The following is a 24,200-nucleotide window of genomic DNA, read 5'->3' on the forward strand; positions in this document are numbered from 1 at the left end:
TAATCAAACCGGCTAACTGCTGGTTTTTTTATGCCTGAAATTTGAGTTTATACCAATTAATACCAATTGTATTAAATAACTGATCTAAATTTTGCGCCGGAAAAATGGCTTAGTTTGAGGCGTAAGTTGATGTAAATGGTTGTTCCCTATACGAAACTTACAACGAAAAATAAGTTGTTTTAACAAGTAAAATAGATCAGTTACTTACTATGATTGGTATTAGGGGCGAATGATGCGATAGCATCGGGGCTAAGCTCTGCGTGCCCTGATAGTACGACAGCACAGGTCACGAGCTTTATGACTACTTTCCATCGCCAAGCACCTAATACGAACAATCGTTGTTGATAATATCGACAGGTTTTTTATATCTATAATTTAGCATTCTTATTTTTTATATTGATAGTAGAATCTGTTCCATTAATTTAAAACCTGCGGTAGCAGCAGTACAACAAGATCTGGCTTTTCAATTATATTAAGGTGAGTTTTACCGCCTTATACCAATTGTATTAAATAACTGATCTAAATTTTGCGCCGGAAAAATGGCTTAGTTTGAGGCGTAAGTTGATGTAAATGGTTGTTCCCTATACGAAACTTACAACGAAAAAATAAGTTGTTTTAACAAGTAAAATAGATCAGTTACTTACTATGATTGGTATTAAACGATTACATCGCTATCTTGGCTGTATGCTCCCAGAACAGCATTAAAATATACTTAATAAATATATTAAAGAGTCTAAGTAAAGATCACCGTTTAGTTAAACAAGAGAGTTTAAATATGAGTAATGAAACGAGTATTATTAGTAACCTAGAAGAGTTAGAGAAATTCCTGCTTTTAGTTGAGAGTGGTAGTTTAGGTTTATCAAATGTATCTGGTCTAGCGTTAGCTACGAATAATAAAGATGGACGTAGGTTTGTAGCTGTATTAGATGATAAACACCAATTATTATTATCACGTTGGGTAACTGAAGAGGTGTTTCAAACAGGGCAAGATTTGGTTCGTAATGGACCTAGTAAGCACTAATTTTATATTGCTCTATAAAAAAACCGCATTTAAGCGGTTTTTTATTAGTTTGTAATAGTCTGACTATCGAGTGCCAAAGACAACAATTGTTTTGCCATGAGCAGAAATTAATCCTTGCTCTTCTAGCATTTTCAAAATGCGACCAACAGTCTCACGTGAACAACCTACAATTTGACCAATCTCTTGACGAGTAATTTTAATCTGCATACCGTCTGGGTGAGTCATCGCATCTGGTTGTTTAGCTAAATCTAGTAATGTATTTGCAATACGACCTGTCACGTCTAAGAATGCTAAGTTACCTACCTTTTGACTAGTCACTTGCAGTCTGTTTGCCATTTGACGAGAAAGGCGCATTAAAATTTCAGGGTTAACTGTAATTAACTGTGTGAATTTTTTGTATGAGATTTCTGCTACTTCACAAGCTGACTTTGCTTTCACCGAAGCACTACGAATTGGGTTTTCTTCTTTATCAAATAAACCTAGCTCACCAATGAAGTCACCTTGGTTTAAGTAAGAGAGGATCATCTCTTTTCCGTCTTCGTCTTTGATAACAACTGCAACAGAACCTTTAACAATAAAATATAAAGTATCAGCTTTTTCACCAGCGTGAATTAACATACTTTTTGCTGGGTATTTATGGGTATGGCAGTGTGATAAAAACCATTCTAACGTTGGATCGGTTTGAGGCTTGGTAATGATCATAAATTTCCCTTTGTCTGTAGTAATAGCTATACCGCTATTCTTGTTATTTTATTCACTAATTCATTTTAGTTGTGTATGAATTGTATCGTTTTTTTTTCATACTCTGTAATATTTATGAGTATTAGTTGTGTAATAAATTAGATCTTTGTCATAAATAGGTGCATTTTCTTTAATAATATTTAGATTATGGACTAGTAGATACAAAATTAACAATTTATCTGTTTTATTATTAATCAGTTTGGGCCTGTGACAATGCTTCTTTACTTATTAAGGTAACACTTTCATTAAGTTCAGAATACATAATGTAAATGTCTTCATTTTCAACTTGCTTTAACACTTGTTTTGTCTTTTCTGCTAAAGAAAATTCAACTTCACCGTAATCAGTCCCTTCTCGTAAAATATACTGTTCAATTAAATTATTAAGGGTAGTTTCATCAAGTTGTTGGTGGGGGATGCGCATTGTTAAACTCATTTTTTAAATTTAAGAAAGTTGTTTCTCTTACTCATCTACAATATCAGTTTTATCTATTATTGGTAGCATGGAGTAAGAAATCTTTTATAGTAATAATAGCTAATTAGTGGTCCATTAAGTGATGAGCTAAGAAAGAGTCTATTTAAACCATATGTTTAATATGGTTGTTATTATATGATGTTACATTCTAGGTAAATAATTGGTTAATGGAGCTTATATGTATTTAAAAATGCTAAGTTTAATCTTAGTGGTTTTTCCGTTAGTAGCCACTGCAGGTGATGTTGATGCAGGTAAACAGAAGTCTGCTATTTGTGCTGCTTGCCATGGCGCAAATGGTATAACTAACGTGCCTGTTTATCCTAATCTAAAGGGGCAAAATGAAGCTTATTTAATATCGGCTTTAAACGCTTACAAAGCAGGGCAACGTGAAGGTGGTTTGTCTGCGGTAATGATTCCTCAAGCAACATCGTTAAGTGATGAAGATATTGAAGATTTAGCTGCTTATTACTCCTCATTGAAATAATGCTTATCGTATAATGAAAAATGGCCTAGTCAGGCCATTTTTATATTTATGAATGATAGAAAATGATCATCTTTATAAATCATCTGAGTGATTGGCAAGGTATTTAGCCACCCCTTCAGGTGAAGCCTCGATGCCCGCTTTATCTTTTGCCCATTGAGCTGGGCATACTTCTCCGTGCTCTTCATGGAATTGTAACGCATCCACCATGCGTAGCATTTCATCTATATTTCGTCCTAAAGGTAGGTCGTTGACTACTTGGTGACGTACTTTACCCTCGTTATCAATCAGAAAAGATCCACGTAATGCAACGCCTTCGTCTTCCAGCTCAACATCATAGGCTTTGCAAATTTCATGTTTAATATCTGCTACAAGCGGATATTGCACTGCGCCGATACCGCCATTATTGATAGAAGTGTTACGCCATGCATGATGAGAAAATTGTGAATCAATAGAGACACCAATAACTTCAACTCCACGTGCTTGGAAATCCCCAAAGCGTTTATCAAATGCAATCAGTTCAGAAGGGCATACAAAGGTGAAGTCAAGTGGATAAAAGAAAAGCACTATCTTTTTACCGTTAGCAAAATCTTTTAGATTAAAGTTATCTACAATCTCGCCATTACCTAATACTGCTGCAGCAGTAAAATCAGGAGCCTGTTTGCCTACTAATACCATGTGATTTTCCTTTCTTTGAATTCAAGTCGTATATTGAATCAATGCTTATGTTTTATGTAGCCGACTATGATGCGTTAAATTAAGGCTTTATGAAATGCTTTTATGGAGAAGACTCCATTAATGTGACTACTATTATTAATTCAACAATAGCAAATCACTGTTAATGGATATTTGGCGATTTTAGATTGTGTGCTTAGGTTGTTGTCTTACTTTATGCCGCCCGGTTACGGGTTTCTTGAATATTGACTAAAGTCTGGTTTACGTTTCTCGTTAAAGGCGTTTCTACCTTCTTGCCCTTCTTCACTCATGTAGAAAAGCATTGTCGCATTGCCCGCTAACTCTTGTAGGCCTGCCTGACCATCACAGTCTGCATTCAAGGCAGCTTTTAGGCAACGTAATGCCATTGGACTATTTTGTAATATTTCACGGCACCATTTCACTGTTTCTTTTTCTAAATCCACAAGAGGAACGACGGTATTGACTAATCCCATGTCAACGGCTTCTTGTGCATCATACATACGGCAGAGGAACCAAATCTCTCGTGCTTTTTTCTGCCCTACAATGCGCGCCATGTAACTTGCACCCCAACCACCATCGAAAGAACCGACTTTTGGACCAGTTTGACCAAATTGAGCGTTATTCGCAGCAATCGTTAAGTCACACATCATGTGTAATACATGCCCTCCACCTACTGCATAACCAGCTACCATGGCGATTACAGGTTTAGGGCAAGTACGAATTTGACGTTGGAAATCTAATACATTGAGGTGATGACCGCCGGTGTCATCTTTATAACCTGAATCTCCACGGACACTTTGATCACCACCTGAGCAGAAAGCTAAATTGCCTTCGCCAGTCAGAATAATCACACCAATCTCAGCGTCATAACGAGCATCGTGCAAGGCTTGCATCATTTCGTTAACGGTTTGTGGCCTAAATGCATTACGTACTTGTGGGCGATTGATGGTGATTTTAGCTATGCCTTCAGCCTTGTGATAATAGATATCTTCAAAAGTTAACGCGCTCGGTTGCCATTGTATTGCGGAATAATGTGTTGATTCAGTCATAGTCACTCCATTATGTATGCCATCAAGGAAATTAAACCGCTAATTGCTCAGTTGTTTAATCGTATTGGCATAGTTTATGGGGTCTTGTTGATGTGTATTATGACCTAGGCCATTAAAACAGCGGATTTTAATATTATTAAGTGTTGGAAATAGGCTGGCGACTTGCGCAAATTTAGTGTCTTTTTCACCATATAGGTAAGTAATAGGTAAATCGGTCTTTTCTAAAAAGTGACTGGCACATTGTTGGTTGGCTAAACTAGTAGATAACAACATATTTGCTAAAAATACACCGTAATTATGGCTACGTTTTTCAATAATAAACTGTTTTTGAATATCATTGAGGTCATCAAAAATCGGTTGAGAGTACCATTGCATCAAACTTTCTTCGATGGCATTGGTTGCAAAGTGTGTGGCCCAATTGAGATCAAATTGCCGACGTTGTATTTTTTCCTGTTCATTATCCAGTCCTAGATGACAAGACTCTAATACTAAGTGCTGTAAACGTTTGTCTTGCTGGGTACGAGCATAATCTAGAGCAATCCGTCCACCTAGGGAATAACCAATTAAGGTAAAAGAGTGAATGTTTAATGTGGCGAGGGTGAATTGTATTAATTGGTGACAGTTTTCGAAGCCATCTTGTAATGAAATGACACAGCCTGCAGAACGGCCATGGCCTGGTAAATCGATGGTGACACAATGATAATCATCTTTGAGTGCTTCTATGGTGCTTTGCCAATCGTTGCGGTTACCTAAAAATCCATGTAAAAAAACTAACGTGGGGTGAGACGTTGAACCTTGCTGTTCACTATATAATGGCATTTTTCACCTGCTCCTTAATAACGTCTAGTTGTGTTGTCGTTAATTTGTTATCAGTACAAACCTCAATCAGGGTAGTGCAATTTGTTGCGTTATTCATTAATGCTGTTTGATAGTGTGCTTTAAATTCAGAAAATGTACTAGGTTTGACATAATTAATGGAAAATTGTTCACAAGTTTGTGCAAAGGTCAGACCATGAGGCTGTTGATAAAACTGCTGTTGCTGTGCTGCAGGAATCGGTAAGAGATTAAAAATCCCACCTCCATCATTATTCAATAATAAAATGATAAAAGGCTTATTGAGTTGTTTGCATAGTGCTAACGAGTTTAAGTCGTATAGAAAAGAGGTATCACCAATGACCAGACTGCTTGCAGTATTTTTCTGCTTTGCAATTCCTACCGCAGTAGCGATTAAACCATCAATGCCACTTGCTCCTCGATTACTATAAATATGGGAAGAGGTATTAGCGAACATATCTGCAATACGAATAGCGAGGCTATTACCAAGTAGTGTTTGCATAGGCATATGATTGAGTAAATAGACTGTGCTGTTTATTTCATTAAGCGCTTTAGAGTGAGTGTAAGTGGTTAATGTTTCACTGAGCTTTTTCTGTAAATTAACTATTTTATTGAACCAGCTATGATCGGGGTAGCTTTGTGGAACCACAGAGCAAATGAAAGTGCTAGCGGAAGTCATAAATCGTTGTGTGGCTGTATGAGTTGGATCGATGCGTTGTTGATGCTCTGAAATCACCCAAAGTGGTGCGGTATTATTATCAATCAATTGAGTAAGGCGTTTACTAATCAAGTGATCTGAAAATTGGACGATTAGCTCAGACTCTAGTAATAATTCACTAAATTTGGGGTTGTTTAATAGTAGGTCATAGTGCGCAATGTTTTGCGTTGAGTGTTGTAGCTGAGACTGCACATCTGCAAAAAGTGGTAATTGATGCTGAATACAAAATTGTTCAATGGCTAAGGCTTGCTGTTTATCCTGAATTCTTCCTACGACCACCATTATTTTGGAGTAGGGTAACTCGATACAAGCTGGTAAAACGCTAGGTTTACTTTGATGATAACAAGTGAAAGGAGAGATATGTTGAGTCCAAACTTTTAAAGGCGTTAAGTAGTCAGTAAAGTCACTTAGTTTATGCTCTGAATAAAGTGGCTCCCTAAACGCGAGATTGAAGTGGATAGGTCCAAGCTTTACCTGTTGTGACGCAATTCCCTGATCTAATGTTGATAACAAAAAATTAGGAGGGATCTCGGTTGTTGGGCTAGGGATCTGCTTAAAGAAAATAGGATAACTAGAAAAAATATGTTGCTGTTCAATCGCTTGATTAGCAGCGCAGTCAATTAATTCTGTTGGTCTGTCCGCTGAAAGCACAATTAATGGTAAGTGACTTTGTCTAGCTTCTATGACTGCAGGGTACAAGTTTGCAACTGCTGTACCTGAGGTTGTTATTATCACCACAGGCTTAGTGGATGCTTGGCACAAGCCAAGTGCAAAAAATCCTAATCCTCTTTCATCAAAATGCACATGTGCAGTAGCTTTTTTATTATTGGCTACGGCTAACGTTAAAGGTGTTGAACGGGAGCCTGGTGCAATGCAAAAATCACTAATGTCATGACGGGTCAGTTCTTCTATTAATAAACTTGCCCATAATAGGTTAATATTTGAGTGATAACATGAAAATGGCTTATCGCTATCTGTGTGCATTTATAAGTCTCGCTATTGAGGTTAACTATTTAGAATAGTTAAAATAGTGCCAATTTTATTATCAAGCTCTTGCCATTCATCGCTGGCAATTGACCCTGTAACAATCCCCGCGCCTGCAAATAATTTAATGCTATTACTTTTAATTAAAGCACTTCTGATAGCGACACTAAAATCACTGCTATCTTTACTTATATAGCCAACAGCTCCTGCATACCAACCTCGTATATAAGGTTCATTATCGTTGATAAATTGCAGAGCAGATAATTTAGGAATTCCGCCTACTGCAGGTGTGGGATGTAAGCTGTGTAACAGATGATTATCCTTTACCTCTTTAGGCAAAGAGGCTTTTATTGGTACACACAGGTGCTGTACATTTTGTAACTGCATCACTTGAATAGGGGAACAATTTACCTGCGCTTTTAATTGTTTAAGACTTGCTACAATAAATTCTTGTACGATGTGGTTTTCACGGTCTATTTTTTTGTCATGAAATAAACCTTCTTTTAACCATTGGTCTTCATTCGCCGTCATTCCTCTTGGTGCTGTTCCTGCTAGGGCTTCGGTAGTAACAGACTGGTGGTGACGTGAATATAAACGTTCAGGCGAGCAGCTAATAAAAGATCGTTTTTCTGAAAACCTAAAAACATAGTGAAAGCTATTAATATTAGCCTTTTGCCATAACGCCATCACATCCCAAACGTTAATATTACTATCAAAACATAGTTCAGTTTGTCTTGATAATACGACTTTAGGTAATAATGCTTTGTACTCTATTGCTAACTCAACTAGTTCAGCCCATTGTTGTTGGTTAGGTGTATCTTGTCGACTGAACTTCGAAAGCGATAGTAGTGAATTGGATTGCGGAGCTTGCAAGGAGCTTACCGCTTTAATGGTATCGTCAATTGCGTTATTACCGTCAAAGTGAAATATTACTTCCCACTGTTCATCCAGCTTTTGAAAAACCATTAAAGGGCGAATAAAACAAGTACTAGGGAAGTCTGGCCATTGTTCACCTTGTTGCTGAAAAGCCAACCCACCTAAATAAAGTTGTTGGTCAGAAGCATTGGGGATATGATTTAACACTTCAATACTGCCAAAGCTAGCTAGGGTGTGAGTGTGTTCTTTATTCTGCCAATAAATAAGAGGGTATAGTATTGGTTTATTACCTGAGGGATTATTTTGTCCTTTCAGCAATGCCAATAATGTAATGGGATCAATTGTAATAGTTAAGTTTTGTGATGGGTATTGTCCATGCTCAAAACTAAAGAATTGTAGTTTCTGTATTAATCGTTGTCGAAATTGCTTAAATTTACACATCAGTTCGTTACAACCATCGGTGGTTAATCAACATTTACATAACACTATCTTAACCATTACCTATGCATTGTTATTGATAAATATCATCGTTTAGCACTTTATTCATATAGGATTATTGAGTGAACAAATATCAAGTTTGGCTTCACGCCTGTCGTCTGCGTACACTGCCTTTGGCTGCATCTTCTATCATTGTGGCTGGTGGCTTAGCAAAGTATTACCAGGTTTTTGATATGGGCATTTTTCTATTGTCTTTATTAACTGCTTTGTTGTTACAAATCCTTTCTAATTTAGCTAACGATTATGGGGACGCAGTATCAGGCGCTGATGATCAACGTGTTGGGCCACAACGGATGATGCAAAGTGGACTAATTAGTAAAGTGGCAATGCAAAAAGCCATTATCTTTGTCACCTTTGCTTGTATTCTTTCTGGCTTGTCTTTATTGGTACGATCTTTTGGTGACGATCTTCAGCATTGGTTACTATTTATAGGATTAGGAATTGTCGCAATTGTAGCGGCGATCACTTATACCATGGGTAAGATCCCCTATGGTTATCGCGCCATGGGCGATGTTGCTGTTTTTCTGTTTTTTGGTTTATTAGGCGTGTTAGGCAGCTTTTATTTACAGGCATTAACTTTACCTATTGAGATTCTTTTACCGGCTTTTAGTGTTGGTTTCTTAAGTGCTGCAGTATTGAATATTAATAATATGCGTGACCTAGCAAATGATAAAGCGGCTAATAAAATAACCTTAGTGGTGTTATTTGGACGTCAAAAGGCATTTATTTATCATCTATTACTTATTATTGCTGCGATGGTGTGTAGCGGGCTGTACATTTATAGCTTACCGGGCAGCCAATTCTGGCAATTCCTATTTTTATTAATTGCTAGCCCATTAATAAAAAGCTGTACGCAAATCTATATTGCTCTGAATGACTTTGAAAATGAGAGCGCGATTTTTAATGAGCAATTAAAAAATACAGCGATCAGCACTTTTGTTTTCTCATTGCTCTTTTCTATTGTACTGATCACATGAACTGCTTAATTTTGCGACTAAACACTGTTTTAAATAACAGTGTTTTGGTTTTTTTTCGCGTTTTACAGAAAATATGACAAAATAAAGTCGAAAAAAACAACATATTTCCGCTTTTTTCTAAATACTGTGTTCTGTTTAACTACAAAGATTGTATAATGCCGCGGGAATATAGCCTCCAATTTTTTACATACAGAGTATAAAAAATGACTGATTTAACTAAATACAGAAACATTGGTATTTTCGCGCACGTTGATGCGGGTAAAACCACAACTACAGAACGTATCCTGAAACTTACTGGTCAAATCCACAAAACTGGTGAAGTACATGACGGCGAATCTACAACTGACTTCATGGAACAGGAAGCTGAGCGCGGTATTACTATCCAGTCTGCTGCTGTAACTTGTTTCTGGGACGATCACCGTTTTAACGTTATCGATACTCCTGGACACGTTGACTTCACAGTTGAAGTATACCGTTCTCTTAAAGTACTTGATGGTGGTATCGGTGTATTCTGTGGTTCTGGTGGTGTTGAGCCTCAGTCAGAAACTAACTGGCGTTACGCGAATGACTCTAAAGTTGCTCGTATCATCTTCGTAAACAAATTAGACCGTATGGGTGCTGACTTCTACCGTGTTGTTAAGCAAACTCAAGACGTACTAGGTGCTAACCCACTAGTAATGGTATTACCAATCGGTATCGAAGACGACTTCTCTGGTGTTGTTGATCTATTAAGCCGTAAAGCATACGTTTGGGATGACTCTGGTCTTCCAGAAAACTACAAAGTCGAAGATGTTCCTGCGGACATGGTTGATAAAGTAGAAGAATACCGTGAAATGCTAATTGAAACTGCATTAGAGCAAGATGAAGATCTACTAATGGAGTACTTAGAAGAAGGTACAGAACCTTCAATTGAAGACATTAAACGTTGTATCCGTACTGGTACTCGTACAATGGACTTCTTCCCTACTTACTGTGGTTCTGCATTCAAAAACAAAGGTGTTCAACTTATCCTTGACGCTGTTGTTGATTACTTACCTTGTCCTACAGATGTTGATCCACAACCTCTTACAGACGAAGAAGGTGAACCAACTGGCGCAGTAGCAACAGTTTCTGCTGAAGAAACATTTAAAGCACTAGCATTTAAAATCACTGATGACCGTTTTGGTTCTCTTACTTTCGTACGTATCTACTCAGGTACACTTAAGAAAGGCGACACAATTCTTAACGCTGCTACAGGTAAAACTGAGCGTGTTGGCCGTATGTGTGAAATGCAAGCTGATGACCGTAACGAACTTACTTCTGCACAAGCGGGTGATATCATCGCTATCGTTGGTATGAAGTCAAACGTTCAAACTGGTCACACATTATGTGATCCAAAAGATCCAATCATTCTTGAAGCTATGGTATTCCCAGAACCAGTAATCTCTATCTCTGTAACACCAAAAGATAAAGGCTCTACTGAGAAAATGGGTATCGCTATCGGTAAAATGGTTGCAGAAGATCCAACATTCCGTGTTGAAACAGACCAAGATTCAGGTGAAACAATCCTATCTGGTATGGGTGAACTTCACTTAGATATCAAAGTAGATATCCTAAAACGTACTTACGGTGTTGAGTTAGTTGTAGGTGAACCTCAAGTTGCTTACCGTGAAACAATCACGCAAGCAGTTGAAGATTCTTACACTCACAAGAAACAATCTGGTGGTTCTGGTCAATTCGGTAAAATCGATTACCGTATCAAGCCTGGTGAAGCTGGTACTGGCTTTACGTTCACATCTACAGTTGTTGGTGGTAACGTACCTAAAGAATTCTTCCCTGCAATCGAGAAAGGTTTCGAAGGCATGATGGATAACGGTGTACTTGCTGGTTTCCCTGTATTAGACGTTGAAGTTGAACTATTTGATGGTGGTTTCCACGCCGTGGATTCATCTGCAGTAGCATTTGAATTAGCAGCTCGTGGTGCATTCCGTCAATCTATCCCTAAAGCGGGTGCTCAACTTCTAGAGCCTGTAATGTCTGTTGACGTATTCACGCCAGACGATCACGTTGGTGACGTTATCGGTGACCTTAGCCGTCGTCGTGGTATGATTGCTGGTCAAGAAGCTGGTGCTTCTGGTGTTCGTATTAAAGCTGACGTACCTCTTTCAGAAATGTTTGGTTACATCGGTTCACTACGTACAATGACTTCAGGTCGTGGTCAGTTCTCTATGGAGTTCAAAAACTACATGCCTTGTCCTTCAGCAGTAGCTGATGCAGTGATCGAAAAAGTTAAAGCTGAAAAAGAAGCTGCTAAGAAATAATCTTTCTTAACAATCTTTGAAAGTTCGAGCCCTAATGATGAAAGTCATTGGGGCTTTTTTGTGGCTGTTAAGAAATTAGAAAAAGTGAAGTTAGCAAAAGTTAAGTTAACAAAAGCGTTTGGGCACATCATCTTCAGTTCACTACGTACAATGACTTCAGGTGGTGGTCAGTTCTCTATGGAGTTCAAAAAGGTCATGTCTTGTCCTTCAGCAGTAGCTGATGCGCTATACCCAAAGCAAGTCGAAAAACTTAAAGCTGAAAAAGAAGCTGCTAAGAAATAATCTTTCTTAACAATCTTTGAAAGTTCGAGCCCTAATGATGAAAGTCATTAGGGCTTTTTTGTGGGTGTTAAGAAATTAGTAAGAGCGTTTGAGTTCATTGCCCTTAGTCCAGTATGGAATTCAAAAAGGTCATGCCTTGTCCTTCAGCAGTAGCTGATGCGCTATACCCAAAGCAAGTCGAAAAGTTAAAGCTGAAAAAGAAGCTGCTAAGAAATATTCTTTCTTAACAATCTTTGAAAGTTCGAGCCCTAATGATGAAAGTCATTGGGGCTTTTTTGTGGCTGTTAAGAAATTAGAAAAAGTGAAGTTAGCAAAAGTTAAGTTAACAAAAGCGTTTGGGCACATCATCTTCAGGTCACTACGTACAATGACTTCAGGTCGTGGTCAGTTCTCTACACTATTTACCAAACATCTTTTAAGGGGCGCTGGATTTATCCTGCTTGTTTCGGTCTTTTGATTTTATAAACAGCCACAAACTATAAACAGCTGTTTAATTCCAATACAATTTCTTCTATACTCTTTGCCATCTTGTCGGAGTGCTAATGGGAATATCCCAAAGGCTGAGACCACGTTAAGTGAATACCAATTTTAAAAGGTAATCATGTGGGATCCGTGGAACCTGATTAGGCTAATACCTACGAAGGGAACAAGTAGAAAATATCTGTCTTTGGATATTTTTAACTTCCCACACCTATTCGACAAGCACTCTTCTCATTTCTATAAGAAAATAGGTAAAGAATGCTATGTCTAAAGATATCAACTCAACATTAAAAACAACAAGTCGTAAAAATTTATCCCGTAAACAATCTCGCCAAGCCGCGCAAGATTATATTCAAAATTTGAACCATCAAGCTTACCCTAATTCAGAAAAAATCTTTATTGATGGAGAGATCCATCCGATCAAAGTGGCAATGCGTCAAATCCATCAAACAGATACCTTTGTAGGAGGCACAGAGCAAAATCCAATCTATGAAAAAAATGAGCCTATCCCAGTTTATGATGCTTCAGGCCCCTATACAGACCCGAATACTAAAATAGATGTGCATGCAGGTTTACCCCGTTTGCGAGAGAGTTGGATCACAGCTAGAGGTGATAGTGAAGCATTAGTTGGAGTGAGCTCTGAATTTGCTCAACAAAGACTGTCAGATAATAGCTTAGATGAACTTCGTTTCAGTCACCTACCGCAGCCATTAAAAGCGAAGGCAGGAAAATGCGTGACACAAATGCATTATGCTCGCCAAGGCATTATTACTCCTGAGATGGAATACATTGCGATTCGTGAAAACCAAGGTCGTGATCGCGTTCAATGTGAAGCCTTACACTTTCAACATGCAGGACAAAGCTTTGGTGCTAATTTACAAGATCGTATTACGCCTGAGTTTGTACGGAAAGAGGTCGCAGAAGGTCGCGCGATTATCCCTGCTAATATCAACCATCCTGAATTAGAGCCGATGATCATTGGTCGTAACTTCCTAGTGAAAGTAAATTCGAATATTGGTAATTCGTCGGTTAGCTCATCGATTGAAGAAGAGGTTGAAAAGCTAGTTTGGTCAACATTATGGGGCGGCGATACGGTAATGGACCTGTCTACGGGACGCAATATCCATGAAACACGAGAGTGGATCTTACGTAATTCACCTGTGCCAATTGGTACGGTTCCAATTTATCAAGCGCTTGAAAAAGTAAATGGTGTAGCAGAGAACCTAACCTGGGAAGTATTTAGAGATACATTGATCGAACAAGCCGAACAAGGCGTAGATTACTTTACTATCCATGCGGGTGTGTTACTGCGTTTTGTACCAATGACTGCAAAACGTGTGACTGGCATTGTGTCACGCGGTGGCTCTATCATGGCTAAATGGTGTTTATCACATCATCAAGAAAACTTTGCCTATGAACACTTTCGAGAAATTTGTGAAATCTGCCAGCAGTATGATGTTTCTTTATCATTAGGGGATGGCTTACGCCCTGGTTCTATTGCTGATGCTAATGACCAAGCGCAGTTTTCAGAACTAGAGATATTAGGCGAACTAACGAAAGTAGCTTGGGAATATGATGTGCAAGTCATGATTGAAGGCCCAGGTCATATCCCGATGCAGATGATCAAAGAAAATATGGATAAACAGCTGGAAGATTGTTTTGAAGCGCCATTTTATACATTAGGCCCGTTAACCACCGATATCGCGCCAGGTTATGACCATATCACGTCAGGCATTGGTGCTGCTCAAATCGGTTGGTATGGTTGTGCAATGTTATGTTACGTGACACCTAAAGAGCATTTAGGGTTACCTAATAAAGATGACGTTAAAGTAGGGTTGATCACTTATAAATTGGCAGCCCATGCCGCTGATTTAGCGAAAGGGCATCCTGGTGCTCAAATCCGTGATAATGCATTATCCAAATCACGTTTTGAATTCCGTTGGGAAGATCAATTTAACTTAGGTTTAGACCCTGTCACTGCACGTGAATATCACGATGAAACCCTGCCACAAGAGTCAGGTAAGGTTGCTCATTTCTGCTCCATGTGTGGGCCTAAATTTTGCTCAATGAAAATCACTCAAGATGTGCGAGACTTTACCAAACAGTTAGAGAGTGGCGAGATATCTATTAAATTACTAGATGAAACGGTCACACTAACAGCACAACAAGGTATGGCGAATAAAGCCAAAGAGTTTAATGATAGCGGGGCTGAAATATATCAACCTCCCGTATTAGAAAAATTTAAAACTTCACAAGTGTAAGGTTAAATATGAATAACATAGTATGGACAATTGCCGGCTCTGACTCGAGCGCTGGCGCAGGTATTCAAGCTGATCTTGCTACCTTTAATGATTTAGGGGCAGATCCTTGCTCAGTGATCACTGCGGTAACAGCACAAAATTCAGTATCAGTTCAGCTGGTTGAAAGCGTTTCTGAAAAAATGTTTACTCAGCAATTGGCTAGCCTCGCAGAAGATATGCCTGCAAAAGTGATTAAAATAGGGTTAATGGCTAGCGTTGAACATGTGAAAATCTTAGCGCAACAACTTGCATTGTATAAACAAACTTGGTCGCAAAAGCCGTTTGTCATTTACGACCCTGTCGCAGTTGCTTCGACCGGTGATGATATGACTGAGGAAGGTATAATTGAGGTCATTAAAGCGGAGCTATTGCCACAAATTGACCTATTAACGCCTAATGCTAATGAAGTCTTAACGCTATCGGGGCACGCCTTAATCTCAGGTGAGTCTTTCAAACCTGCGGTGGATAAACTGATTGATATGGGCTGCGGTAGTGTGTTGATAAAAGGCGGGCATTTTGAGCTGGTGGATAACGTAGCCCTAGATTACTGGAGTGATGGTAAAAGGGAGATTGCTTTAACCAGTCCTCGTTTAGAGAATGTGCATACTCATGGCACAGGTTGTACCTTATCTAGCGCGATAGCAGGGGCAATGGCATTAGATTACTTTATTGAAGATGCATTAGTGATTGCAAAAGCTTACCTGAACCAAGGTTTGAAAGCCTCTAAAGCACTTGGCGCTGGTGAAGGGGCTATTGCACATTGCGGTTGGCCAACGAATCGTGATGACTTTCCTGAAATCGTGTTACCCGAATCAAGTATCGGTTATGAACTAGATTTACCAGGTCGTTTAGAAGCGGGCCCAGGTTTTGAACCTTGCGATACCCATCAACTAGGACTTTACCCAGTTGTTGACTCGGTAGAATGGATTGAACGCTTATTAAAAATGGGTGTAAAAACCTTACAGCTACGTATCAAAGACAAGCAAAACGATCAAGTAGAACAACAGATCATCGATGCCATCGCCTTAGGCAAAGCTTACCAAGCAAGATTGTTTATCAACGACTATTGGCAATTAGCCGTTAAACATCAAGCCTACGGGGTTCACCTTGGCCAAGAAGATATGGATGTCGCTGATTTAGGCTTAATTGCCGATGCTGGTTTGCGACTTGGATTAAGTACCCATGGTTATTACGAACTGTTACGTGCCCAACAGCTTAAACCAAGTTATATCGCATTAGGGCATATCTTCCCAACTCAAACCAAAGAGATGCCATCGGATCCACAAGGATTAACGCGTTTAGCAAAATATGCCGCGTTATTATCTAAAACACCTACTGTGGCCATTGGTGGTATCAACTTAGATCGCGCTCCTGCAGTATGGCAATGTGGTGTTGGGAGTATTGCGGTAGTAACAGCAATAACCAAAGCGGATGATCCACAACAAGTGATTAACCAATTTAATCAGGTGATGAATCAAGGAAATACAGATGTTAAGTGATAACGAGTTATTACGTTATAGCCGTCACCTGCTTTTGGAAGAGGTGAGCGAAGCAGGACAACATAAACTCAAAAATGCCAAAGTATTGATTATTGGCATGGGAGGATTGGGGTCTCCTGCTGCCTTATATTTAGCAGCAGCGGGTATTGGGCACTTAGTTTTAAACGACTTTGATGACATTGAAGTGAGCAACTTACAGCGTCAAATAACCTATCAAAACAGTGATATTGGTGAGTCAAAAGTAGAAGTCACGAAACAACGCCTCCAACAACTCAATCCGGATATTAAAGTGCGCAGCATTAATAAACAGATGCCTGAACAGCAGTTAAGCATGGAACTCACCATGGCTGATCTAGTGTTAGATTGTACTGACAACATGGCAACAAGACAGATGATTAATAAAGCCTGTGTTGACGCCAAAGTGCCATTGATTGTAGGGGCAGCTATTCGTTTAGAAGGGCAGTTGATGTTCTTTGACCATAGCCAAGCCGAGTCTCCTTGTTATCACTGCCTATTCCCTAGTTCAGAAGAGCAAACGCTTAATTGCAGCAACGCTGGGATTATCGGCCCAGTGGTTGGCACTATCGGCACGCTACAAGCGTTAGAAGCGATCAAGTATTTTGTTGGTTTGCCTTCTGGTATTAAAAATAAATTAAAACTGTTTGATGGTAAAACCCTAGATTGGCAAACCTTTGCCATTAATAAAGACACTCAGTGCAGCGTATGTGGGCAGGTATAGATGAAAATACAAGTGAATGAACAAGCATTAACATTGCCAAATTCAATGAATATTGAGCAGTTATTAAGTCATTTAGAAAAGCCGTTAATAGGCAGCGCCGTCGCTGTCAATATGCAGGTGATTAGTCGTTCAGAATGGACGCAATATAATATTAATGAGGGAGATAACATCTCTCTGTTTCAAGCCATTGCAGGTGGGTAACTATGTTATTTGAAGAAATGAAACAACAAGATCAATTGATTATCGGCGATAAATCTTTTACTTCTCGTCTGTTTACCGGAACCGGTAAATTCAATGATCAACAAACCATGGTTGATGCTTTAAAAGCGTCAAAATCAGAACTTGTGACGATGGCATTAAAACGTGTTGATATGGCTGATCGCGATGATGATATCCTCGCACCTTTAATTAAAAATGGCATGAATCTATTGCCTAATACCTCAGGCGCTCGCAACGCAAAAGAAGCCGTTTTTGCGGCGGAATTAGCCCGTGAAGCATTACAAACTAACTGGGTTAAGTTAGAAATCCACCCAGATCCAAAATACCTACTGCCAGATCCCATCGAAACCTTAAAAGCAGCTGAAATGTTAGCCAATAAAGGTTTTATCGTGTTGCCTTACGTTCATGCAGACCCTGTGTTATGTAAACATTTAGAGTCAGCAGGTTGTGCTGCGGTAATGCCGCTAGGCGCGCCAATTGGATCTAACAAAGGGATTAAAACCGCAGAGTTCTTAGACATCATCATTGAGCAAGCGACCATTCCAGTGGTCGTTGATGCAGGGTTAGGCAGTCCTTCACATGCTGCATTAGCAATGGAGATGGGCGCTGATGCGGTGCTAGTGAATACTGCTATTGCCGTTGCAGGTAATCCTGTAGCAATGAGCGAAGCCTTCGCTAAAGCGGTTCAAGCAGGTCGACAAGCCTACTTGGCAGGTTTAGGTGGGCAAAGTACACAAGCCGTTGCATCGAGTCCATTAACTGCATTCTTAGAGGCAAGCCTGTGAATTTCAGTGATAAAATAAAAGAATACCAATGGGATGATGTGCGTCTCTCTATTTATGGAAAAACTGCACAGGATGTACAGCGTGCTTTATCTAAACCACGTTTAGATTTAGAAGACTTTAAAGCGTTAATCAGCCCAGCAGCTGAACCTTATTTAGAGCAGATGGCGCAAAAATCTCAGCAGTTAACCTTGCAACGTTTTGGTAAAACGCAGCAGTTTTATATCCCGTTATATCTGTCTAACATGTGTAGTAATATTTGTACCTATTGTGGCTTTTCAATGCACAATGCATTACGCCGTAAAACCTTAGACATGGAAGAGATAGAAAGAGAGTGTCTCGCTATTAAAAAAATGGGATTTGACCATATTTTAATTGTGACAGGGGAATCGGAACGCAAAGTAGGCGTCGCGTATTTCAAACAAGCTCTACCTATTATTAAAAAGTACTTCGCCAATATCACCATCGAAGTACAGCCGCTTGATCAAGAAGAATACAGCGAGTTGATTGAGTATGGTGTCAATGCGGTATTGGTCTATCAGGAAACCTACAATCCAGTTACCTATGCCGAGCACCATTTAAAAGGTAAAAAATCGGACTTTATTTATCGTTTAAATACACATGATAGATTGGGTGAAGCGGGTATTCATAAAATGGGCCTAGGTAGTTTAATTGGCTTAGAAGAGTGGCGTACCGATTGTTTCTATGTGGCCGCTCATTTAAATTATCTTGAGAAAAAATATTGGCAAACACGTTATACTATCTCCTTTCCACGTTTACGTCCTTGTGAAGGCGGTATGGAAATTAAGTCAGTGATGGATGATAAACAGCTCGTACAACTAATTTGTGCTTATCGATTGTTTAATCCTGAGGTAGAGTTATCGTTATCCACACGTGAATCTGAACATTTCAGAAACCATGTGTTACCGTTAGGCATTACCTCGCTCAGCGCAGGGTCAAGCACGCAACCAGGTGGATACGCCGAGCAAGCAGATAAAGCGCTAGAGCAGTTTGAAATTAGCGACGAGCGCTCACCTGAAGTGATGGCTAATTTAGTGAAAGCACAAGGTTATGAAGTCGTCTGGAAAGATTGGGATCATAGCTTAACCGGTAAATAAAACCGATTACATATCAATAAGGTATTTAGTATAACGGCCAATAAATTATAAATGAGAATAAAACATGTCCGATGAACAAGAGATTTACGCGACGTTAATTGAGATCCGTGAAGAGCCGGCTGCACTGTATAAAATATTAAAAATCGCTAATCTAGTATCAGGTGGCGGTGAAGCTAAACAAGCCATCGCCGAAGGATATGTTTCATTAAACGGCGAAGTAGAAACGCAAAAGCGTAAAAAGATTTATGCAGGCGACCTCATCTACTTCAACGAGCAATACCTACAAGTCGTCCTAGCCGGTGAAATCCAAGACTACGAGTTTGTAGAAGAGCCAGCGCTTCAACACACGGAATACCAAGTAGAGCCTGAACCAGCGGAAAGCAACTCAGTGGCATCTAAAGCCAAGAAACCACGTAAACCGATTAGTTTTTGAGTTATTTATTTGATACAAAAGAAATTTGGACTATCGAAGTATTATAATAAGAATGGTCTAGATAAGTATCTAGCTTTGAAAACTATTACCAATTTACTTTTAAACTTTTAAAGAGATATCACTATGAGGATAATACCTAAATTTAAAAGCTCCTTTAAATTAAAAATAAAGGCCGCTTTAGGTAAAGATGAAAAAATATTTATTATTGGGAAGAATAAAACAGGTACAACTTCTTTAAAAGAAGTTTTTAAAAGCTTAGGGTATATTGTAGGGAATCAGGCAAAAGCTGAATTATTAATTGATGAATATGAACGCGAAGATTTCGACAGTATTTTAGACTATTGTGATACAGCAGAAGTGTTTCAAGATATCCCTTTTAGTATGCCTGATACATATAAACATCTGTATAAGAAGTACCCTAATGCAAAATATATTTTACTAGAAAGAGAGAGTCCTGAAATTTGGTTTAACTCACTTTTGAGATTTCACCAGAAATTAGTGAACAATGGAAATCCAATTACTGCTAATGACTTGAAAAATTTTGAATATAGAAAAAAAGGTTTCTTATGGCAGTCAGCACAAATTGTTTATGGTATTGATGAGACAACGCTATATGATAAAGATACTTATATACAAAAATATAACTCGTATAATCAAGAGGTTAAAGAGTTTTTTAAAGATAAAAATAATTTTTTAAGTCTCGTATTATCACATCAGGATACTGCAGAAAAACTAGCTGTTTTTCTTGATCGAAAAGTGGCAGATATTAAAATTCCACATTTAAATAAAAGCTCGTAATTGGTATAACGGCCAATAAATTATAAATGAGAATAAAACATGTCCGATGAACAAGAGATTTACGCGACTTTAATTGAGATCCGTGAAGAACCGACTGCGCTGTATAAAATATTAAAAATCGCAAATCTAGTATCAGGTGGCGGTGAAGCCAAGCAAGCCATCGCCGAAGGATATGTTTCATTAAACGGCGAACTAGAAACGCAAAAGCGTAAAAAGATTTATGCAGGCGACCTAATCTACTTCAACGAGCAATACCTACAAATCGCCCTAGCCGGTGAAACCCAAGACTACGAGTTTGTAGAAGAAGCAGCACTTCAACACACGGAATACCAAGCCGAACCTGAACCAGCGAAAAGCAACTCAGTGGCATTTAAAGCCAAGAAACCACGTAAACCGATTAGTTTTTAACGAACACTAAGTGTTTTAAAAGAAAATGCCTCTGTGATGTAACGAGCGCTTTATGGCCATGGATGAATAAAATGAGCGAGCCAATTTCCCTCTATAGAAAATTTACCGGTACAGCAGGGGTGATGATCATTAGCCGTTGTTTGGCGATGATATTAGGCATTATTTACGCGCGTTTTCTTGGCCCTGAGCAGTTTGGTTTATATAGTTTTGCTTTATCTATCATCGCTATGGCTACCTTACCTGCTGTAGCAGGCTTGCCTAATTTGTTAGTGAGGGAAATTGCACATTTTCATTTACAGGAGAAGTGGGGGTTATTAAAAGGCGTTATTAATTGGTCTCGTCTTTATGTTGTAAGTATTTCTTTGATTGTGATGCTAATAATGAGTGGTGCTTTATATTTTAATTTCTTTGAATCTTCTGTATCTGACTTGCTTTGGGTAGCTATTTTCTTAATTCCAATTAAAGGCCTGTTAATACAACAAGGCGCAATATTTAATGGGTTTAGAAAACCTATATTCGCGCAATTACCGATCCAAATTTTTGCCCCGCTAATGACACTCGTTGTCTTGTCTTGCTATATTTTTTTTTATAGTGAACTCTCAGCTTACCACTTACTTTATATTTCCCTTTTATCTGCTTTTTCTGCATTTATCATTAGTGCTTTTTTGATTAGAAAAAAGCTATTAGTCACTTTAAAGGATGCGACTACTGATTATATAACTAAAACATGGCATAAAGCCTTATTACCATTTACGTTGATTGCTTTTATTGGGGCGCTTAATACTGAATTAGCGAGTGTATTTTTGGGTTTTTTGGGGGATATTGAGTCAGTGGCTTATTTTAAGGTAGCAATGCAAGGTGTTGCATTAATATCATTAAGCTTATCTGCGATAAACATGGTTATTATGCCGAATGTGGCGCGTTTGTATAAAGAAGGGGACCTTGAAGCGACACAAATGTTATTAACCAAAAGTGTGCGCTTAAGCTGCCTTGTTTCTCTGCCTATTATTTTCATATTAGTCTTTTTCGGTGATTTCCTTATTAATTTATTATTTGGGAGCGAATACCTTAAGGCTTATTCTATTTTGCTTGTTCTGTGTATTGGGCAAACGGTTAATGTTTTAATGGGGTCCGTGGGGTTAATCTTAAATATGACTGGTAATGAAATGAATGGTATAAAACCATTTTTATTTGCATTAATTCTAAACTTAGTTTTTCTCCTTTCTTTCATTCCTCATTATGGAGTTATTGGGGCTGCAATTGCAGTATCAATAAGTACCATTTTTTGGAATGTTTATATGGCTTGGGAAGCATTTAAGGTCACAGGAATAAAGACATGGATAATATAAATAGTGATTAATTTAAATATTATTAAATATATAAAGGAGAGTTAGTTAGTGCTTTACGATATTGATATTGTTATTCCTTGGGTTGATGGAACTGACCCCAAGTGGCAATCTGAGTTCAAAAAGTATAACCCAAGTTCTTTGTTATCAGATGCTCGTTTTGAACGCTATCGAGATTGGAAGTTTTTAAAATATTGGTTTAGAGGAGTTGAAAGATTTGCTCCATGGGTCCGAAAGATCCATTTTATAACTTTTGGACATTTACCTGATTGGTTGGATTTAGATAACCCTAAATTAAACATTGTTAAGCATGAGGATTATATTCCAAATGAATACCTTCCTTTATTTAACTCTCACCCAATAGAGTTATTTATAAACAGAATCAAAGGTCTATCTGAAAAGTTTATTTATTTTAATGATGATATGTTTCTTATTTCACCTATAAATTCAAATATTTTTTTTAAAAAAGGTCTGCCTTGTGATATGCCCATCTTAAATGCTCTTACTCCAAGTAGCGTATCACCAATAAGAATGAATGTTGTTGAAATTATTAATAATAATTTTAAAAAAAAGCATGTCATAAGCTCATATCCATTTAACTGGATTAATTTAAAGTATAAAAAGTATTTGTTTAAGACGTTATGTCTTTTACCTTGGAAAAATTTTACAGGGTTCCTTGACCAGCATGCACCAACACCTTATCTAAAATTTACTTTAGATAAAGTTTGGTCGTTAGAAGAGGCTAAATTAATACAAGTAGCTAATGATAAATTTAGAAGTATAACTGGTATTAACCAATATATTTTTAGGTATTGGCAGTTTTGCGAAGGTAATACCCATCCTATAAATATTTATGACTTTTACAAATACCATGAAATCTCAGATAGGGGGATTGATGATATTGTTGCAGATATCATGGAACAAAAGTTAAAAATATTAACAATTAATGATGGTTATGATATTGACTTTAACTTGTGTCAAAAAAAAATTATTTCTGCGCTTGAGTATATTTTACCTGAAAAGTCTTCGTTTGAAATTTAGAACAAGCATCATTACTATGAACTGTTATTTTTCAAATGAAGATCTTTCGATTAATATATTGTCTAAAAAATTAAGAAGTGTAGTTTTTATTAAATCAAATTCTTTATCGGAAGTAATATCGGTCATCTGGTCATTAAAACAAACAAAGTTTAAACTATTTCTTTTTTTTATGTATGAAATACCTTTAGTTAGATAGTTTAAATTTTTAATTTTTAATACGTAACCATCATTATGTTTATATGGATGGAAGCTATTTGATGCTAAGTGCCAATATCTATAAATGTACTGAGTTAAATCATTGTCTTTTCTAAATTTATTTTTAGAACATATACTCATTTCTGTTGAGAATGTATCTTTAGCTTTTTGTAGTGAAGAAAATAGGTAAGGTTGAGGATTATGCCAATGCTCTAACCAAATGAACTGCTTGTAAATATTTTTTAACATAAAATTACTTACTTTATTTTTTATTCCATAACTTGAATGGTAAAGAGACTGATTCGATAAGTGTTTAATTTTAAAGTCGTTATTTATTAATTTTAAACAGTTATTTAAAGCATTAACCCAAGTATTATGCCCTTTACAAAGTTTAAATAGTATTCCGCGTTTTACCCATCCATGAGATAGGAAGTCTACTGGTTTGCAATTTACAAAAAACCTATCTCTTTTAATCTGATTTATAATAATAAAATCATCATTTAAATAGATAAACTGTTCTGAAAGACCTCTTAAATTTGGTAGGTTCATTTCGATTGATGATGAATTAAAAGTAGGTAGGTGATTGTTATTAAAATAAAGTTCTTCATGTTTTATTATAACCAGATTAGGATGATCTTTTCTAAGCCACTGAGGGATATGACCACGAGTAATTAAAAAAATTTTATTATACCAAGGACAATTCTTTTCTATGGAACGAAATACATATCTAAGCGTTTCTAAATCATTAAATCTTTTGTTGCTGCTATCTCCCGCATGACTTCTCATATATTTATTTTTATCTGCCTGCCAATCAGGGTCATTAGGATCAACCCACGGTATAACGAAATCTATTTTTATTGTCACTAGACTAATTCCCTTATATATTGCTTCTAGTTCAGTTCGAAAGAGTTTT

24 protein-coding genes and 1 riboswitch are annotated in these 24,200 nt (G+C 37.8%); of the genes, 16 read left to right on the top strand and 8 right to left on the bottom strand.

Annotation, left to right across the window (positions count from 1 at the left end):
• Positions 1-775 precede the first annotated feature (775 nt).
• A complete protein-coding gene (locus DS885_RS09810) occupies positions 776-1,021 on the top strand; it encodes a hypothetical protein (protein ID WP_113819251.1) in 246 nt (81 codons plus the stop codon).
• Positions 1,022-1,084: 63 nt separating this feature from the next.
• On the opposite strand, the gene crp is transcribed toward DS885_RS09810, so the two are convergent.
• Entirely contained in the window at positions 1,085-1,723 is a 639-nt protein-coding gene (gene crp / locus DS885_RS09815) for a cAMP-activated global transcriptional regulator CRP (RefSeq protein WP_025565472.1), read from the bottom strand.
• Between the two features lie 229 nt (positions 1,724-1,952).
• A complete protein-coding gene (locus tag DS885_RS09820; RefSeq protein WP_113819252.1) occupies positions 1,953-2,183 on the bottom strand; it encodes a YheU family protein in 231 nt (76 codons plus the stop codon).
• Positions 2,184-2,412: 229 nt separating this feature from the next.
• Here DS885_RS09820 and DS885_RS09825 point away from each other — a divergent pair, with 229 nt between their 5' ends.
• Positions 2,413-2,718 (top strand): c-type cytochrome, encoded by a 306-nt coding sequence (locus DS885_RS09825; RefSeq protein ID WP_113819253.1) that lies wholly within the window; start codon positions 2,413-2,415, stop codon positions 2,716-2,718.
• A gap of 72 nt (positions 2,719-2,790) precedes the next feature.
• On the opposite strand, the gene DS885_RS09830 is transcribed toward DS885_RS09825, so the two are convergent.
• From DS885_RS09830 to DS885_RS09850, 5 genes are all read right to left on the bottom strand, one after another.
• Positions 2,791-3,393 (bottom strand): peroxiredoxin, encoded by a 603-nt coding sequence (locus tag DS885_RS09830; RefSeq protein WP_113819254.1) that lies wholly within the window; start codon positions 3,391-3,393, stop codon positions 2,791-2,793.
• A 224-nt stretch (positions 3,394-3,617) separates the two neighbouring features.
• The gene (gene menB, locus DS885_RS09835) at positions 3,618-4,460 is read right to left on the bottom strand and encodes a 1,4-dihydroxy-2-naphthoyl-CoA synthase (protein ID WP_113819255.1); all 843 of its coding nucleotides are present in this window, start codon (positions 4,458-4,460) and stop codon (positions 3,618-3,620) included.
• 39 nt (positions 4,461-4,499) lie between these two features.
• Positions 4,500-5,279 (bottom strand): 2-succinyl-6-hydroxy-2,4-cyclohexadiene-1-carboxylate synthase, encoded by a 780-nt coding sequence (gene menH / locus DS885_RS09840; protein WP_113819256.1) that lies wholly within the window; start codon positions 5,277-5,279, stop codon positions 4,500-4,502.
• Positions 5,266-6,996 carry a 2-succinyl-5-enolpyruvyl-6-hydroxy-3-cyclohexene-1-carboxylic-acid synthase gene (gene menD / locus DS885_RS09845; RefSeq protein ID WP_113819257.1) on the bottom strand — a complete coding sequence of 577 codons (1,731 nt, stop codon included), beginning with the start codon at positions 6,994-6,996 and terminating at the stop codon, positions 5,266-5,268. The genes menH and menD overlap by 14 nt, the downstream gene beginning before the upstream one ends.
• Before the next feature lie 21 nt (positions 6,997-7,017).
• A complete protein-coding gene (locus tag DS885_RS09850; RefSeq protein WP_113819258.1) occupies positions 7,018-8,313 on the bottom strand; it encodes an isochorismate synthase in 1,296 nt (431 codons plus the stop codon).
• Positions 8,314-8,432: 119 nt separating this feature from the next.
• On the opposite strand from DS885_RS09850, the gene menA reads away from it, so the two are divergent.
• From menA to DS885_RS09925, 14 genes are all read left to right on the top strand, one after another.
• On the top strand, positions 8,433-9,347 hold the full coding sequence (menA, locus tag DS885_RS09855; RefSeq protein ID WP_113819259.1) for a 1,4-dihydroxy-2-naphthoate octaprenyltransferase: 915 nt from the start codon (positions 8,433-8,435) through the stop codon (positions 9,345-9,347).
• Between the two features lie 203 nt (positions 9,348-9,550).
• Positions 9,551-11,647 carry an elongation factor G gene (fusA, locus tag DS885_RS09860; protein ID WP_113819260.1) on the top strand — a complete coding sequence of 699 codons (2,097 nt, stop codon included), beginning with the start codon at positions 9,551-9,553 and terminating at the stop codon, positions 11,645-11,647.
• Positions 11,648-11,707: 60 nt separating this feature from the next.
• Positions 11,708-11,929 (top strand): hypothetical protein, encoded by a 222-nt coding sequence (locus tag DS885_RS09865; protein ID WP_113819261.1) that lies wholly within the window; start codon positions 11,708-11,710, stop codon positions 11,927-11,929.
• A 522-nt stretch (positions 11,930-12,451) separates the two neighbouring features.
• Positions 12,452-12,592: riboswitch (TPP riboswitch) on the top strand.
• Between the two features lie 80 nt (positions 12,593-12,672).
• Positions 12,673-14,670, top strand: a complete 1,998-nt coding sequence (gene thiC, locus DS885_RS09875; protein ID WP_113819263.1) for a phosphomethylpyrimidine synthase ThiC — start codon at positions 12,673-12,675, stop codon at positions 14,668-14,670.
• Between the two features lie 8 nt (positions 14,671-14,678).
• Positions 14,679-16,208: a thiamine phosphate synthase gene (thiE, locus tag DS885_RS09880; protein ID WP_113819264.1), complete on the top strand. Its 1,530-nt coding sequence runs from the start codon at positions 14,679-14,681 to the stop codon at positions 16,206-16,208.
• Positions 16,198-16,947, top strand: coding sequence for a HesA/MoeB/ThiF family protein (locus DS885_RS09885; RefSeq protein ID WP_113819265.1), 750 nt, complete (start codon positions 16,198-16,200; stop codon positions 16,945-16,947). The genes thiE and DS885_RS09885 overlap by 11 nt, the downstream gene beginning before the upstream one ends.
• Entirely contained in the window at positions 16,948-17,148 is a 201-nt protein-coding gene (gene thiS / locus DS885_RS09890; protein WP_113819266.1) for a sulfur carrier protein ThiS, read from the top strand. It begins immediately after the preceding gene.
• 2 nt (positions 17,149-17,150) lie between these two features.
• Positions 17,151-17,951: a thiazole synthase gene (locus DS885_RS09895; RefSeq protein ID WP_113819267.1), complete on the top strand. Its 801-nt coding sequence runs from the start codon at positions 17,151-17,153 to the stop codon at positions 17,949-17,951.
• A complete protein-coding gene (gene thiH / locus DS885_RS09900; RefSeq protein ID WP_113819268.1) occupies positions 17,948-19,066 on the top strand; it encodes a 2-iminoacetate synthase ThiH in 1,119 nt (372 codons plus the stop codon). The genes DS885_RS09895 and thiH overlap by 4 nt, the downstream gene beginning before the upstream one ends.
• A 64-nt stretch (positions 19,067-19,130) precedes the next feature.
• Positions 19,131-19,499, top strand: coding sequence for an RNA-binding S4 domain-containing protein (locus tag DS885_RS09905; protein WP_113819269.1), 369 nt, complete (start codon positions 19,131-19,133; stop codon positions 19,497-19,499).
• Positions 19,500-19,622: 123 nt separating this feature from the next.
• Positions 19,623-20,297, top strand: a complete 675-nt coding sequence (locus DS885_RS09910) for a sulfotransferase (RefSeq protein ID WP_113819270.1) — start codon at positions 19,623-19,625, stop codon at positions 20,295-20,297.
• Positions 20,298-20,336: 39 nt separating this feature from the next.
• On the top strand, positions 20,337-20,705 hold the full coding sequence (locus DS885_RS09915; protein ID WP_113819271.1) for an RNA-binding S4 domain-containing protein: 369 nt from the start codon (positions 20,337-20,339) through the stop codon (positions 20,703-20,705).
• Between the two features lie 71 nt (positions 20,706-20,776).
• Positions 20,777-22,054, top strand: a complete 1,278-nt coding sequence (locus DS885_RS09920; protein WP_258546890.1) for a flippase — start codon at positions 20,777-20,779, stop codon at positions 22,052-22,054.
• 48 nt (positions 22,055-22,102) lie between these two features.
• Positions 22,103-23,092, top strand: a complete 990-nt coding sequence (locus DS885_RS09925) for a stealth family protein (protein ID WP_113819292.1) — start codon at positions 22,103-22,105, stop codon at positions 23,090-23,092.
• Between the two features lie 24 nt (positions 23,093-23,116).
• Here the strand turns inward: DS885_RS09925 and DS885_RS09930 are convergent, their stop codons facing one another.
• Complete coding sequence (locus DS885_RS09930) at positions 23,117-24,151, bottom strand: stealth family protein (protein ID WP_113819273.1); 1,035 nt, start codon at positions 24,149-24,151, stop codon at positions 23,117-23,119.
• Between the last annotated feature and the right edge of the window lie 49 nt (positions 24,152-24,200).

Source organism: Psychromonas sp. B3M02 (genome assembly GCF_003318165.1).
GTDB lineage: Bacteria > Pseudomonadota > Gammaproteobacteria > Enterobacterales > Psychromonadaceae > Psychromonas.

What these genes read in the sequence shown, in the direction of transcription:
- DS885_RS09810 (WP_113819251.1), top strand. Translation starts at nt 776, where the DNA reads ATGAGTAATGAAACGAGTATTATTAGTAACCTAGAAGAGTTAGAGAAA.
- crp (WP_025565472.1), bottom strand. Translation starts at nt 1,723, where the DNA reads ATGATCATTACCAAGCCTCAAACCGATCCAACGTTAGAATGGTTTTTA.
- DS885_RS09820 (WP_113819252.1), bottom strand. Translation starts at nt 2,183, where the DNA reads ATGCGCATCCCCCACCAACAACTTGATGAAACTACCCTTAATAATTTA.
- DS885_RS09825 (WP_113819253.1), top strand. Translation starts at nt 2,413, where the DNA reads ATGTATTTAAAAATGCTAAGTTTAATCTTAGTGGTTTTTCCGTTAGTA.
- DS885_RS09830 (WP_113819254.1), bottom strand. Translation starts at nt 3,393, where the DNA reads ATGGTATTAGTAGGCAAACAGGCTCCTGATTTTACTGCTGCAGCAGTA.
- menB (WP_113819255.1), bottom strand. Translation starts at nt 4,460, where the DNA reads ATGACTGAATCAACACATTATTCCGCAATACAATGGCAACCGAGCGCG.
- menH (WP_113819256.1), bottom strand. Translation starts at nt 5,279, where the DNA reads ATGCCATTATATAGTGAACAGCAAGGTTCAACGTCTCACCCCACGTTA.
- menD (WP_113819257.1), bottom strand. Translation starts at nt 6,996, where the DNA reads ATGCACACAGATAGCGATAAGCCATTTTCATGTTATCACTCAAATATT.
- DS885_RS09850 (WP_113819258.1), bottom strand. Translation starts at nt 8,313, where the DNA reads ATGTGTAAATTTAAGCAATTTCGACAACGATTAATACAGAAACTACAA.
- fusA (WP_113819260.1), top strand. Translation starts at nt 9,551, where the DNA reads ATGACTGATTTAACTAAATACAGAAACATTGGTATTTTCGCGCACGTT.
- thiC (WP_113819263.1), top strand. Translation starts at nt 12,673, where the DNA reads ATGTCTAAAGATATCAACTCAACATTAAAAACAACAAGTCGTAAAAAT.
- thiE (WP_113819264.1), top strand. Translation starts at nt 14,679, where the DNA reads ATGAATAACATAGTATGGACAATTGCCGGCTCTGACTCGAGCGCTGGC.
- DS885_RS09885 (WP_113819265.1), top strand. Translation starts at nt 16,198, where the DNA reads ATGTTAAGTGATAACGAGTTATTACGTTATAGCCGTCACCTGCTTTTG.
- thiS (WP_113819266.1), top strand. Translation starts at nt 16,948, where the DNA reads ATGAAAATACAAGTGAATGAACAAGCATTAACATTGCCAAATTCAATG.
- DS885_RS09895 (WP_113819267.1), top strand. Translation starts at nt 17,151, where the DNA reads ATGTTATTTGAAGAAATGAAACAACAAGATCAATTGATTATCGGCGAT.
- DS885_RS09905 (WP_113819269.1), top strand. Translation starts at nt 19,131, where the DNA reads ATGTCCGATGAACAAGAGATTTACGCGACGTTAATTGAGATCCGTGAA.
- DS885_RS09910 (WP_113819270.1), top strand. Translation starts at nt 19,623, where the DNA reads ATGAGGATAATACCTAAATTTAAAAGCTCCTTTAAATTAAAAATAAAG.
- DS885_RS09915 (WP_113819271.1), top strand. Translation starts at nt 20,337, where the DNA reads ATGTCCGATGAACAAGAGATTTACGCGACTTTAATTGAGATCCGTGAA.
- DS885_RS09920 (WP_258546890.1), top strand. Translation starts at nt 20,777, where the DNA reads ATGAGCGAGCCAATTTCCCTCTATAGAAAATTTACCGGTACAGCAGGG.